13 protein-coding genes are annotated in these 12926 nt (G+C 54.1%); 4 read left to right on the top strand and 9 right to left on the bottom strand.

The window, feature by feature from the left end; genetic code table 11:
* Positions 1-790 (bottom strand): inositol monophosphatase (locus ABYV26_RS10800; protein WP_372680874.1); only part of this gene is annotated, 790 nt, incomplete at its 3' end.
* 49 nt (positions 791-839) lie between these two features.
* On the opposite strand from ABYV26_RS10800, the gene ABYV26_RS10795 reads away from it, so the two are divergent.
* Positions 840-1013, top strand: a complete 174-nt coding sequence (locus ABYV26_RS10795; protein WP_372680872.1) for a hypothetical protein — start codon at positions 840-842, stop codon at positions 1011-1013.
* 42 nt (positions 1014-1055) lie between these two features.
* Here ABYV26_RS10795 and ABYV26_RS10790 read toward each other — a convergent pair whose 3' ends face one another.
* From ABYV26_RS10790 to ABYV26_RS10770, 5 genes are all read right to left on the bottom strand, one after another.
* Complete coding sequence (locus ABYV26_RS10790) at positions 1056-1238, bottom strand: FmdB family zinc ribbon protein (RefSeq protein ID WP_372680870.1); 183 nt, start codon at positions 1236-1238, stop codon at positions 1056-1058.
* Between the two features lie 202 nt (positions 1239-1440).
* Positions 1441-2883: a DegQ family serine endoprotease gene (locus tag ABYV26_RS10785; RefSeq protein ID WP_372680868.1), complete on the bottom strand. Its 1443-nt coding sequence runs from the start codon at positions 2881-2883 to the stop codon at positions 1441-1443.
* A gap of 159 nt (positions 2884-3042) precedes the next feature.
* Positions 3043-5397 (bottom strand): ATP-binding protein, encoded by a 2355-nt coding sequence (locus tag ABYV26_RS10780; RefSeq protein WP_372680866.1) that lies wholly within the window; start codon positions 5395-5397, stop codon positions 3043-3045.
* 91 nt (positions 5398-5488) lie between these two features.
* A complete protein-coding gene (locus ABYV26_RS10775; protein WP_372680864.1) occupies positions 5489-6907 on the bottom strand; it encodes a sensor histidine kinase in 1419 nt (472 codons plus the stop codon).
* Positions 6885-7562 (bottom strand): winged helix-turn-helix domain-containing protein, encoded by a 678-nt coding sequence (locus tag ABYV26_RS10770; protein ID WP_372680862.1) that lies wholly within the window; start codon positions 7560-7562, stop codon positions 6885-6887. Before ABYV26_RS10770 ends, ABYV26_RS10775 begins: the two co-directional genes overlap by 23 nt.
* A 135-nt stretch (positions 7563-7697) precedes the next feature.
* Between ABYV26_RS10770 and ABYV26_RS10765 the strand changes: the two genes are divergently transcribed.
* Both ABYV26_RS10765 and ABYV26_RS10760 read left to right on the top strand, forming a co-directional pair.
* Positions 7698-8297, top strand: a complete 600-nt coding sequence (locus ABYV26_RS10765) for a hypothetical protein (RefSeq protein ID WP_372680860.1) — start codon at positions 7698-7700, stop codon at positions 8295-8297.
* Positions 8281-8691: a GatB/YqeY domain-containing protein gene (locus tag ABYV26_RS10760; RefSeq protein ID WP_372680858.1), complete on the top strand. Its 411-nt coding sequence runs from the start codon at positions 8281-8283 to the stop codon at positions 8689-8691. The genes ABYV26_RS10765 and ABYV26_RS10760 overlap by 17 nt, the downstream gene beginning before the upstream one ends.
* Before the next feature lie 11 nt (positions 8692-8702).
* Here the strand turns inward: ABYV26_RS10760 and ABYV26_RS10755 are convergent, their stop codons facing one another.
* Genes ABYV26_RS10755 through ABYV26_RS10745 form a run of 3 tightly spaced genes read right to left on the bottom strand, consistent with a single transcriptional unit; the run spans position 8703 to position 10699 of the window.
* Positions 8703-9956 carry a NupC/NupG family nucleoside CNT transporter gene (locus ABYV26_RS10755; protein ID WP_372680857.1) on the bottom strand — a complete coding sequence of 418 codons (1254 nt, stop codon included), beginning with the start codon at positions 9954-9956 and terminating at the stop codon, positions 8703-8705.
* Positions 9957-10002: 46 nt separating this feature from the next.
* Positions 10003-10260 carry a hypothetical protein gene (locus ABYV26_RS10750; protein ID WP_372680855.1) on the bottom strand — a complete coding sequence of 86 codons (258 nt, stop codon included), beginning with the start codon at positions 10258-10260 and terminating at the stop codon, positions 10003-10005.
* A 40-nt stretch (positions 10261-10300) separates the two neighbouring features.
* Positions 10301-10699 (bottom strand): hypothetical protein, encoded by a 399-nt coding sequence (locus tag ABYV26_RS10745; RefSeq protein ID WP_372680854.1) that lies wholly within the window; start codon positions 10697-10699, stop codon positions 10301-10303.
* A 147-nt stretch (positions 10700-10846) separates the two neighbouring features.
* On the opposite strand from ABYV26_RS10745, the gene ABYV26_RS10740 reads away from it, so the two are divergent.
* On the top strand, positions 10847-12883 hold the full coding sequence (locus ABYV26_RS10740; protein WP_372680852.1) for a PAS domain S-box protein: 2037 nt from the start codon (positions 10847-10849) through the stop codon (positions 12881-12883).
* Positions 12884-12926: the final 43 nt, after the last annotated feature.

Here is a 12926-nt window from a genome sequence, read left to right as displayed (position 1 = left end):
TTTCCAGACAGTCCAGCACCGCCTGGCAATTGCCGGGAGCGGTCACCAGCAGGTGCTCTTCGATCCTCGCCCCGTTCAGGTAGTCGTTGAGGTAGAATTTTTCACCGCTGGCTTTGAACAGCTGCCCGCCGGCTGCCTCCACAATCATTCGCGCGGCTGAAAGATCTTGAAAGGACTCGTTGGCCGTAACGGCCACATCCGCACGTCCCATGGCCACGTAACACAGGTGAGCGCCGGTGCAGCCCAGGTTCCTGATCTTACCGGGAAAACGGGAGACATAGTGCCGGTGGAATCTTGAAAAGGTGAACATCAGGCTTTCGTCGTCGATGGTTCGATCGTCAATCATCCGGATGGGCTTCTCGCCCCAAAAGGCCTGGCCGCCGGCCCGGGCATGAAACAGGTCTCCGGTGGCCGGCATATAGAAGGCACCGAATACCGGCCAGAAATTTTCCAGCAGCGCCAGAGACATACCCCAGATGGGAATGCCCGCCTGGTAATTATCGACGCCGTCAATGGGGTCGAAAATCCACAGGTATCGACGGTTGTCGTGGGTATAGGTGGTATCCAGGGCTTTGCTGGTGAACATCCGGTGGTCGGGATACTGGCTGTCCAACACTTGCTGGAAGCAGGTGCTGATCTGCAGCTCTGCCCGAGTGACCAGCCCTTCATCAAATTTGGTCGCCCCCCTGCCCTGGCCGAAACTGTCCAATGCCCGTTGACCGGAACTTCGAATGGCGTCGATGGCAAAGGCTGTCAAGGCTTCGATTCCATGGATTAGCTCCTGTGTCATGTCACCCCCTGGTGGTTTAAGGTACCGTTTCCCGAAGACAGCAGAAAAAATGAAAAAAACCGACACACTTCCGAAAAAGAGGGCCGGTTATATCTATCAGGGCATAGAGGACAGAAGCATCCGGCAGCAGTGCGACCGGAGAAGATCCTGCCGATGGCGGCAGGCAGGCGCTCATGTGGGCATGATCGGGCAGTATAAAATGGAGCAGGCGGGTTTCGATTGATCATATCGCCGGTGCTTCGTCAGAGACATCTCGGCTTGCCGGCTATTTTTTTGCCGATGCATATCCATCGGCATACCATCCGCCGCCTTTCAGTTCGAAACTGCAAGCGGAAAGTATTTTCTTGGCCTTATCGTGGCATTTGGGGCACTCAACCACTTGGGTATCCATCCGCACCAGTTCTTCGGTAATATGGCCACATTGGCACTTGAATTCATAAACCGGCATCACGCTATCCTTTCTGTGTCGGGTAGCGCGTACAATCAGCTCGATTTTTCGCAACTACCCGTTTTTGAGCCAACTTAGTTCCGTTTTGCGATCGTGTCAAGCCCCGATCACAACTGTCTCCAATACCGAAAAGATCACAACTAATCGGCGGACCCGAGTCGTCAACCCGAATCCGCCGATCACGTCACAGGGCTGGCAATGGCTATTTACGCTCTATTTTTACCACCAGGTACCCCGAATTGACCCGCTTCACCAGCAGTTGAATGGTTTCGCTTTTCTCGTTCTTTTTCATCAACTGGATAAAGTCATTGCGGTCTTTCACGACGGTGCGGTTGATTTCTTTGATGATATCACCGGGTCTCACGTCGGCCTCCCGGGCCAGGCTGTCATCTTTCACATCCGTGACCAGCACACCGTTTTCCTTGCCCTCGATACCGAAACGGCGTGCGATATCTGAATCCAGGTCCGTAACCTCGATGCCCAGTTCGTCATTGTCGCGGCTCTGGGTGGCCAGCGTCTTTTCATCATCGTCCCGTTTGGCCAAGGTTACCGTCAGGGATTTCGTTTTGCCGTCTCGAATCAGGTCGACGGTAGTCTGGCTCCCCACCGGCGTATTCGCAATCATGGCAGACAGTTCGCGGCCAGTAGTCACCTTTCGGCCGTCCACAGACAAGATAATGTCATTGACTTTGATCCCGGCTTTGTCCGCCGGATCCCCTTCGAATACCTGGGTGACCAGAACTCCCTTTTGCGCCTTCAGCCCGTAGTAATCGGCCAGTTCCGGGGTAAGATCCTGGATTCCCACGCCTAGCCAACCGCGGGTAACCTCACCTTTGTCCTTGAGTTGGTCGATGATGCCTTTGGCCATATTGATAGGGATGGCAAAACCAATGCCCTGGCCGCTGGCGATGATAGCCGTGTTGATGCCCACGACTTCACCATCCATATTCAACAACGGTCCACCGCTGTTGCCCGGATTGATCGACGCATCGGTCTGGATAAAATCGTCATAGGGTCCCGAGCCGATGATACGGCCCTTGGCACTCACGATGCCGGCGGTGACCGTCTGCTCCAAGCCGAAGGGGCTGCCGATGGCCACCACCCAGGTACCCACCTTCAGGTTTTCTGAGTTGCCAAGTTCAAGGGGCTGAAGATTTTTCGCACCTACGATGCGAATCAGGGCAAGGTCCGTCTTCGGATCCCGGCCCACCAATTCGGCGTCAAATTCCTTATCGTCGGCCAGGATCACCTTGATCTGATCGGCGTCCTCGATCACATGGTTGTTGGTGACGATGAAGCCGTCGCCATCGATGAGAAATCCCGAACCCAGGCTGCGCTGTTTAAAATCGCGCTGAGGGCCTTCTCCTTGAAACGGGCCGAAAAATTCGTCAAATGGATTTCGGTTGCCCCCATGGGGGTTGCCAAAAAAATGCCGGAAAACCGGACTGCCGCCCTTGATGATTTTAACGGTACGGATGTTAACCACACCGGGTCTGGCTGCTTCGGCCAGTTCGCTGAAACTTTCCGGAGCCGAGAATGCGTGTGCGGTGCCGACCATCGGCGCGCCCCCCCAGAGGAAAGTGGCCGCGCCGAATAAGAGAGAGAGGATAAGAAAGGATTGAACCGCTTGCTTCGAATTGATCATGATCAACCTCCTGGTGCATGCCAACGTTAAATGATGTAATCGTTTTAAAATCGATGGCTCGAACGTAACCGTCGAGGATGACGGCAAGATGACTCATAGATTACCAAATGGTAATCTTTAAGCAGGTGGCGGGGCCTGAGTTTGATCACCACGCAGGTTCTAGTCAATGACCGTGGTTTCATGCGGGCCATCGGTCGACGCCGGGTCCAGTTGTTCCCGCAACGCCATGCCGATATGTTCCATGCGGTACGGCTTTCTAATATATGGACCGGCACCTAAACGCTGGGCTTCCAGTACCCGCTCAGATTCGGAAAATCCGCTGGCGATAATCGCTTTCTGGCCCGGAGCGATAGCCAGAATCTGACGATAGGTATCCAGACCGTCCATATCCGACGCCATGATCATATCCAGAACCAGGATGTCCACAGGCGCCTTGCGGATGTATTCAACCGCCTCCTCACCGCTGGCAACCGCCTCTACCTGATAGCCCAGGCGTTTGAGCATGAATGCCGCCAGGTCACGCTGCTCCTTGATGTCATCCACGACGAGGACAGACTCGCCGGCACTGAGATAGCGATCCATGGAGAGTTCCTCAGCCTCCATCCTTGCAGCCTGTCGCGTAATGGGAAAATATAGCTCGAATACGGTCCCCTGGCCTTCGATGCTACGGGCGTCGATAAAACCGCCGTGATCTTTCAGGGTACCCCACACCACCGCCATGCCCAGACCGGTGCCGCTGCGGCCCATTTTCTTCTTGGTGTAAAATGGCTCGAAGATCCGCTCCAGATCCTGAGCCGGGATCCCGACGCCGGTGTCGGCCACCTGCAGCACCACGTATTCGCCTTCCAATACCGTTTCGAAGCCGTGCATCGGCCGGTCAACATAGCGGTTTTTTGTGCTCAAGGTGATCTGCCCCCCGTCCGGCATCGCCTCGGCGGCATTGGTGACGAGGTTCATAATCGTTTTTCCCAGGTGCACCGGTGAGCCGACGATGTTGAACAGCGTCGACGCCAGATCCGAACGAATCGTCACGCGAGGATGGAGAGATTTTAGCCGTGCCAGTTCAGGGCTGTCCAAATAGTCCCGAACCACCTGGTTCAATTCAACCACGTCGGTAACGGCTACCCCCCGCCGCGCCAGGGTCAGCAGATCCTGAACAATGGCCGCTGCTTTCTCGCCGGATTGCTTGATCGTTTCGACGATGATGCGTGTTTCGCTGCCCTCGGGAAGGTCCATGAGGAGCAGTTCCGGATAGCCGACCAAACCGGAAAGGATGTTGTTTAGATCGTGGGCCACACCGCCGGCCAGGGTACCGATGGCCTCCATTTTCTGCGCCCGCTGCAGTCGCGCTTCAATCTCTTTCATCGCATTGATATCCGTGGCCACGGTGAGCTGGACCAGACGGCCGTCCTCCCACACGATCGCACGGGCAGAGATAATATACCACCGGCCGTTGACCGGATTTTTATCCTCCCAGGAAAAGCTTTCGCCGGGTCGGCCGTTTTCGTCTATCAGAAGGCGGGTCTTGCACTGGTGGCAGGGTGAATCCAATCCATGGGTCGCTTGGTAGCACACTTTACCGACGATGTCTTCGCCGTAAGTCTTTCTCATGTGGCGGTTGGCCAGCAGAATGATGTGCGATTCCAGGTCCACCACATGGATATCCGCATCGATGCTGTCAAGGATCGATGCGAGTTGTTCGTGACTGGCCCGCACCCGTCCCTCGGCCTGCTTTCTCTCGAGGATCTCTTTATTCAAATCCCGGTTGATCCGCTGCAGCGCGGCCGTGCGTTCTTCTACCCGTTGTTCCAGCGTCCGGTTTGCGTCGTCTGTTTTCTCCTTCTCTTGTTCCAGCATGAAATTCAGGAAGAAATTCTTACGATGCTGAGTTTCGATGGAGTGGCAGATCAGCATGCCCAATAGATTGATTCCCATAAAATGGGCACCAAATATCAACTGGATGACGCCGGTAGCCTCCATCAGCCACATCATCGCCGCCTGGTAGCCGCCGATGACCAATAGACCGGCAATGGAGGCGGTAACGAACCGGGCATGGATAAACGTGTATCCGAAGAAAACGCAAAAAATGGTGCCCACACCGTAAAAGAGTGACTCGGGGGCGGGCGTGATCACCACCATGGCCACGTAGGCAAACCCGGTGACGATAATGTAGAACCCATTGACGCCCTGCCATAACCGGCGGTAGGCATTGGTATACGAGAAGATCAGCCCGAGCAGAAACACGGGGCACACCAGCACGTACCGGATAAACCACAACTGGAATTTCTGTTCCGGAAACACATAGGCATCAAGTACGCCGAAGATACTGAAAAAAAGAATTGCATACAGCTTGCAGCGCCGCACATGCTCGACAGAGTTGGAATAGTATGCCTGCTTAAAGGGTTCTTCCAAGGATTGTTGACTGCCCATAAAAACAAGGGTCAACGGGTGGAGGTTGACTCGAAGCATGCTGTAGGGAATCGCGACATCATTTTTTTCCGGGGTTGAATTCATGGTTCACCATTGGTTTTCGCAGAACATATATCGTGTCGCGGTGAAGGGAACGGTGCAGATAGAACCTATAGATTCGACGCAGCGCATCTTCTCAACTGGATTGCAACTGGGGCAAGCAGAGAGTGAAAACGCTTCCAACCCCGATGGAGCTTTCAACATGGATATCGCCGCCATGGACATGGGCGATGGCCCTTGCCAGACTCAACCCCAGACCGAAGCCGCCGGTTGCCCGGCTCTCGTCGCATCGAAAAAAGCGGTTGAATATCTTCGGCAGGTTCTCAACGTCGATGCCGATGCCACTGTCGGTTATGGAAACGTTAATCATTTCAACATCCTTATCACGAAACCCACGAATGTCAATATTTCCCGGTGACGGTGTATATTTGATCGCATTGTCCACGATATTGGCCACTGCCCGCTGAAGCATTTTCAAATCCCCGCTCACCATCAGCACATCGGGTATATCGCCGCTCAGGGTAAGTCCCTTGTCTTCGGCCAGGGGACCAAAAAGCGCCATCGCACCGCGGACCACATCGGCCAGATTGACCGGTTCGAGGGTCTCGTCTCCGGCACCGGCATCGGATTTGGAGATCATCAGCATGGTGTTGATCATATCCAGCAGGCGGTCGCACTCCTCGATGGTGCTGCCGGCCAAGGTCAAGTCATCACCGATAGAGGATGCGCCGGACATGCTGATTTCAGCCATACCGCGAATCCGCGCCACCGGGCTTTTCAAATCATGGGCGATATTATCGCCCATCTCACGCATACCGACAACCAGCCTTTCAATCCGGTCCAGCATTTGGTTGAAGGTCACCGCCAGGCGGTCGATCTCTTCATGGCGTGCCGTGATCGGCACCCGGCGGCTGAGGTCTGACTCAGAAATCTGCCGGGCCGTTCGGGTTACCGCCTCAACACCGGAAAGGGCCCGCCTGGCCATGAACCATCCCACCAGGACTGCGGTCAGAATAAGCGCCGACATGGTGATGAGAAAAATCTTCTTGAAAATGGCAATAAAGGCCGTGTCGTTCTCCATGGAATAACCCAACTGCGCAACGACCCCCTTGCCGATGATCCCGTAGGCGATGCGAACCCGATCCGGCCTGCCGGCGATGGTCAAGGTTTCATAAACCCGCGACCGACCTTCTACCAGCTGGCCGACAGCATTTCGGTTGATCCCAATCTCCTGCCAGTAAGTCATGTTGGATGAAGAAAAAGCCACACCACTGGCATACAGCAGCCGGAAAAAGATTTTTTTCTCACCGGCCGCCTGGGATTCGATCAGAGCTGCGGATTTGACCTCCTCAAGTCCCTGAAGGTTGTATATGGCTTCGAATTCGGAGATTTTATCGGAAAGCCGGCTGTCCAGGCGTTGCCTCAGGTTGGTGGTAATCAGGACGTAGAAAAAAAGAAATGCCAAGCAGGAGGATAATGAAAAGATGATCCCGTACCATAAGGTCAACCTGAACGATAGGGATCGATGCAGTTTAATCGTTCTGGCGAAGGGCATACCCCACCCCGCGGACCGTGTGGATCAGTTTGTCTTCGAAGCCCTTGTCCACCTTATCGCGGAGCCGACAGATTCGAGCCTCCACCACGTTGGTCTGGGGATCGAAATGGTAATCCCAGACGTGTTCCATGATCATGGTCTTGGACACCACCCGGCCGGCATTTCTCATCAAATATTCCAGAAGCGAGTACTCCAGTGGTTGCAATTCAATTTTTTTCTCTCCTCGGAAGACTTCCCGCGTCAGCATATCGATCGACAGTTCACCGCATGACAATCGGGTGGGTTCTTTGGCTCCGCTGGCCCGCCTGATCAGCGCCTGTACCCGGGCCAGCAATTCCGAGAAGGCAAATGGCTTGCTCAGATAATCGTCACCACCGGTTTGAAGGCCCCTGACCCGGTCATCGATGGAACTTTTTGCACTGAGGATGATCACCGGCGTCATCACCTTTTCCCGGCGCATTCGCCCAATCAGTGAAAGGCCATCCAATCCGGGCAGCATGATGTCCACAACCGCGGCATCGTAGGGTTCGCTGAGAGCCAGGTCCAACCCTAGCGTTCCGTCCACGGCATGGTCCACCGCAAACCCTTCCGCTTTAAATCCCTTTTTTACGAAGGAGGCAATTTTTTGGTCGTCTTCAACCAACAAAAGGCGCATTTTTTTCTTCCGTTCCAACTGAGCAAAAAATCATGGATGCGTCAGGTTAAGCCCACCGCGCAATTTTCTTGACAAACCCGATGGTCGCTGAAACAGTTGGCATCCATTTTAATAGTAGTTGAAACTGGAAAAAAAATGAAGAAAAAAAAGTTGTCCCTTCGTTGGGCGGGCACGTTCATTGAATTGTGCATGGGCCGCGTCGACCAACTTAAAAAGGGTCTCGTCGATGCAAACTGCACCGATTTCGAGGCTGACCTTCAATCCTCATGGTATGACAATACGGTACTTTTAAAAAAGGTTTTCAGTGCTGATAACTGGTGGTCCGTTGACGATCTGGATCATGCCATGGGACTCGTTTTTGCCGACCGTTCCGCCCTCGACACCCATTTGTCAAAAATGGCTTTTGAAATCGATGACACCCCGGCAACCATCGATCCTGAGGCCCTACCAATGAGTTTCTATGCACCGGAGGCAATCGACCGGTTGGACAAGGATGAATGGGTCGTCTGCCACGGTGCCCAGAGGGATGCGATGCTGCACCTGGATGCCGATTTCACGCCCCCCTTCGACCCCTCGCTGATCACGCTGTCCTTTTTACATTACCCGAACTATGGCTACATCCTGATCGACCTGGATTACGATGGACATGATGATGTCCAGTTTAACTTTGGGGAAACGACGTACCTGAAACCTCGATTCTTCGGAAAGGATCATTTCAATGACGCTTCAAGATAAACTGAAAGACGATCTGAAATCAGCCATGAAGGCGCGGGACGAGGTTCGAAAAGATGCAATCCGAGTCATCATGGGAGAAATGGCCCGCTCGGAAAATAAACAATTGCCGGATGAAGAAATCATCAAGATTCTCAAGAAACTGATTAAATCGGAAAAGGAAATGCTGGAAAAGAGCGGTCAGGGGGAGACATCACCGTTTATTGCCATCATCGAGGCCTACCTTCCCAAAATGGCCACACCAGATGAGATTGAACGGTGGATCGCCGCCAATATCGATTTTTCTGCCTACAAGAATAAAATGCAGGCCATGGGCAGCATAATGGCCCACTTCGGTGCTTCCGCCGATGGGAATACCGTAAAGCAGGTGCTTCATAAATTTTCTGCAACTAATTGATTTTATAACGATCAGTTCAAAAGACCCACTACTGCACCCGTCATGCAAGTAGCCAGGGTTCCGGCAGCCACTGATCGTAAACCCAAGGCGACGATCTCGCTGCGCCGGCCCGGGACCATGGTTCCCAACCCCCCGATCATGATCCCCAAACTGCCGGGGTTGGCAAACCCGCACATGGCATAGGTCATGATAAGCATGCTGCGGTCACTCAGTGTACCCGGGGCCAGGCGGCTGAGTTCAAGGTAGGCAATAAATTCATTCAAAATGGTCTTTACGCCCATGAGGCTGCCGGCCGCCCGCGCCTCCGGCCACGGCACCCCCATGAACCAGACGATCGGCGCCATCACGCCCCCCAACACCCGCTGAAGGGTTAACGGCTGCCCGCCCATGTCAGGGAAAACCCCCAGCATCGTATTGACAAGATGAACCAGCGCCACCAGCACCACCAGCATGGCGACAATATTGATCAACAATTCAACGCCTTGAATGGTTCCCCGGGTGACAGCATCCATGCTGCCGGCGTCCGGATTCGCCACCACCAGTTGTCCACCAGTGGGTGGTTCCGTTTCAGGGACCATGACCTTTGCTACGGTGACGGCTGCCGGCACACTGATGATGGAGGCGGTGAGGATATGGCCCATGACACCAGGAATGGCATCTCCCAATATACTGGCGTATAAGACCATCACCGTTCCGGCAATGGTGGCCATCCCTGCGGTCATGAGGGTGAACAACTCACTGCGGGTCATCTTCTCCAGGTAGGGCCTCACAAAAAGGGGGGATTCCACCATGCCTACAAATACGTTGGCCGACACACCCAATCCTTCGGCGCCACCCAGGCCCATGGTCTTTTGTAGGCACCAGGAAAAGCCCCTGACAAGGAGGGGAAGCAAGCGCCAATGAAACAGCAGGGCCGACAGGGCGCTGATGACCAGAACCAGCGGGAGTGCCCTGAACGCGAGCACGAAGGCCGCACCGGGATAGGTCTCGACAAAAGGCAATGAGGCGCCGCCGAGATAGCCGAAAACAAATGCGGTGCCGGCCGTCGTGGCCGCCTCCAGTGCCAGGACCCCGTCGTTCAGCACCAGGAAAACCTGCCTGAAAACCGGCACCTTCAGCAGAATCATACCGGTGATCACCTGGGCACCCACGCCCACGACAACCGTTTTCAGCGACACCTGTTTGCGTTTTTCGCCCATCAACCAGGCCAGGAGAAGAAAAACCACCAGCCCAACCGATCCCTGTAAAACCATAGATGCGGACATTGTCTTCCGTTACCCTTGCCGAAAATCCATATATCGCGATTCCGCTCTATCCGCCGTCCCGAATCAATACTTTCGCGACCTGGATGTCGTATGCGCGATGGGGGTCGAACCGACCGCGTTTTTCGTACAGCACCTGCGCCTGTTGAATGGCACCATAGGGAACCCAGCCGTGGTCATTCCAGACACTGGGATCATCTTCATTTTTCATTCTGAATTCAATATCCTTGTTTTTCGCGCGCACATACATGCGCACCCGTTTGTTCTCGGGAACCGGGTAGTAGTAAATGCCGATTTTGTCTTTCATGCCGCTATTGGTCCTCCAAACATAGGGAAATGTCAGTCTCCTAAAAAAGGCCCCTTTCCTTTAGAACCGATGCGGCCTGACCACCGAGGCGGGTAACCCGGGTCAAGGCCTGCGTCAAATGAAAGGCGGTCTCCTGAGGGACACCAGAATTGATCATCACCAGCGCCATATTGATCTTTTTTCCAATCTCATGCCAGCATCGGTCACCGGTGATCTTGGCAGCCAGATCCGATTCATCGGCGACCATATGGGCCAGCGTTTTTAGCAGGCGCAGTCCCTGCCGTCTACCTGGACCGTCCATGGCTGCCACCTGGTTCGAGACCTGGCAGATCCAAATTATTCCCGACTTGACTTTCTCGCTCTGGGTGTAAGCCGAGATGGCTTGTTTGACGCTGATCCGTCGATCGTCATGGGTTTCCAGCATTTCATCTTCAGTCACGTTGCGTCACCTTTTTATCAATGGTATCGTGTTCTATCGAATATTTCATCTTTTTCAAAGTTTTTTCTTTTCAGCGGTAGGCTTCTGAGATAACTTTTCAGCAAGTGATTATCGACCCGCCCTCAACCACCCGCAGAGGTCGTCCGGATGAGCGAACGCAACCGATTGAAGCACCTATCCATACCTGCAAAGGAATTTCATTCCGATGGAACGCCCGGCGTTGCCTTAGAAGCCCCTCGTGCCGACCATCGCCCTGTCCAGGACGTGTTGAAGGAACGGGACCTTCAGATATCCGCCATTATCCATGCGTTTGCCGGATTCATGTATGTTTGCACCCAAGACTTCCGCATCGCCTTCATGAACGAACGGTTGATCAAACGTACGGGCTTCGACGGCACCGGGCAACGTTGCCACAAGGTTCTGCATAACCTGGACCAGGTTTGCCCCTGGTGCCGCAACGAACGCGTCTTCAAAGGGGAAACCGTTCGCTGGGAAGTGAAGAGCCCCAAAGATGGGCGCTGGTATTACGTCATCGACACCCCCCTGGTGCAACAGGGAGGCGCCATCTCCAAATTCGGCATGATCATCGACATTCACCAGCGCAAGGAAGCCGAAGAGAAATTGGAAAAGCACCGGCGCCACCTGGAAGAACGGGTACACGCGCGGACCCGGGATCTGACGTTGATCAACGAACATCTGCTCAACGAAATTGAGGACCGAAAAAAGATCGAGAAGACGTTGAGAGAGAGCCAGGAACGCCACCGCATCATTTTCGATGGTTCCCGGGATGCCATTTTCATCAGCGGCGCCGACGGCGCCATCCTGATTTTCAACCGCAGCGCCTCCCAGTTAACCGGATACGGACCGGATGAACTCAAAAAACTCAAAATTTTCGATCTTTACGCCAAAGTTGACCCCGAACGGCACAGTGATTTCTTTAAACGCATCTGGGCCGGTCAATCCATCTCCGGTGAGGCAAGAATCGCCAGGAAAGACGGCCGCACCATCTACACCGAATTCAGCAGCCGCAAAATTGTGATTGCCGGCAACGCCTGTGCCCATACCATTGCCCGGGATGTCACCGCCCGCAAGAAATCCGAAGCCGCCCTTCGCCGCAGCGAAGCAAAATACCGCGAACTGGTCCAGAACACCAACAGCATCATCGTGCGCTATGACCCCTTGGGGCACATCACCTTTTTCAATGAATATGCCCGGATATTTTTCGGGTTTCCAGAACAGGAGGTCATCGGACGGAATATATTGGGAAGCATCATTCCGTGGCGGTCCTCCGAAGGGCGGGACTACCGTTCCCTGATGATGGACTTCTTAAGGCATCCGGAACGATACCCCACCAATGAAATCGAAAATATCCGCCGGGATGGTCGTCGGGCTTGGATTGCCTGGACCAACAAAGTCGTGCGGGATAAAGCCGACCGGATCGTTGAAATCTTGAGTGTTGGTGTCGATGTTACCCAGCGAAAACAGGCCCAGGATCAGGTGCAATTCCTTACCCATCAATTGATCAAAGCGCAAGAGAATGAGCGCCTTAAAATATCCCGGGATCTACACGACCACATCGCCCAGGACCTATCCACACTGAAAATCAGCCTGGAGACCCTGTTCAAAGATCAGTCGACCGAAACGAGCAATAAAGTGAGGCAATTGTCCGATATCCTGCAGCGGTCGATTGCCGCTGTCAGGGACATGGCTTACGATCTGCGCCCCCCCGGTCTGGACCAGTTGGGCTTGGTCAAGACCCTGTACCTGTATTGCGAGGATTTTTCCAAATCCAGCGATGCGGAAATCGATTTCGCGGCGGCCGGCGTGGACGAACTGAACCTGGAATATGAAACAGAAATCAACATCTACCGGCTGATCCAGGAAGCCTTGAACAACATCAAGCGGCACGCCGGCGCCAACCGGGTAACCATCCGGGTCGTCGCCTCCTCTCCGGATATCGTTATCCGCATCAAAGACAATGGTAAAGGCTTTGACGTGAATGACCGCCGGAAACGGGCCCTGAAAGGAAAACGCATGGGGCTGCAGAGCATGGTGGAGCGGGTTCGTCTGCTGCAAGGGAAAATCAACATCCAGTCCAAACCCAACAAAGGCACCTATATTTTCATTGCCATCCCGTTAAAGGAGAAAACCATTGGCCTCCAGGAAAAGCGTTCTGATCATTGACGACCACCCGCTGTTCAGAGAGGGACTAAAATCCAGTATTGCC

Source organism: Desulfosarcina sp. (genome assembly GCF_041551955.1).
Lineage (GTDB): Bacteria > Desulfobacterota > Desulfobacteria > Desulfobacterales > Desulfosarcinaceae > Desulfosarcina.
Note: the sequence above shows the minus strand (reverse complement) of the source record. Positions and strands in the feature narration are given on the sequence as shown.

Coding starts and splice junctions, on each gene's coding strand:
- ABYV26_RS10795 (WP_372680872.1), top strand. CDS start 840: ATGAAAAAAACCGACACACTTCCGAAAAAGAGGGCCGGTTATATCTAT.
- ABYV26_RS10790 (WP_372680870.1), bottom strand. CDS start 1,238: ATGCCGGTTTATGAATTCAAGTGCCAATGTGGCCATATTACCGAAGAA.
- ABYV26_RS10785 (WP_372680868.1), bottom strand. CDS start 2,883: ATGATCAATTCGAAGCAAGCGGTTCAATCCTTTCTTATCCTCTCTCTC.
- ABYV26_RS10780 (WP_372680866.1), bottom strand. CDS start 5,397: ATGAATTCAACCCCGGAAAAAAATGATGTCGCGATTCCCTACAGCATG.
- ABYV26_RS10775 (WP_372680864.1), bottom strand. CDS start 6,907: ATGCCCTTCGCCAGAACGATTAAACTGCATCGATCCCTATCGTTCAGG.
- ABYV26_RS10770 (WP_372680862.1), bottom strand. CDS start 7,562: ATGCGCCTTTTGTTGGTTGAAGACGACCAAAAAATTGCCTCCTTCGTA.
- ABYV26_RS10765 (WP_372680860.1), top strand. CDS start 7,698: ATGAAGAAAAAAAAGTTGTCCCTTCGTTGGGCGGGCACGTTCATTGAA.
- ABYV26_RS10760 (WP_372680858.1), top strand. CDS start 8,281: ATGACGCTTCAAGATAAACTGAAAGACGATCTGAAATCAGCCATGAAG.
- ABYV26_RS10755 (WP_372680857.1), bottom strand. CDS start 9,956: ATGTCCGCATCTATGGTTTTACAGGGATCGGTTGGGCTGGTGGTTTTT.
- ABYV26_RS10750 (WP_372680855.1), bottom strand. CDS start 10,260: ATGAAAGACAAAATCGGCATTTACTACTACCCGGTTCCCGAGAACAAA.
- ABYV26_RS10740 (WP_372680852.1), top strand. CDS start 10,847: ATGAGCGAACGCAACCGATTGAAGCACCTATCCATACCTGCAAAGGAA.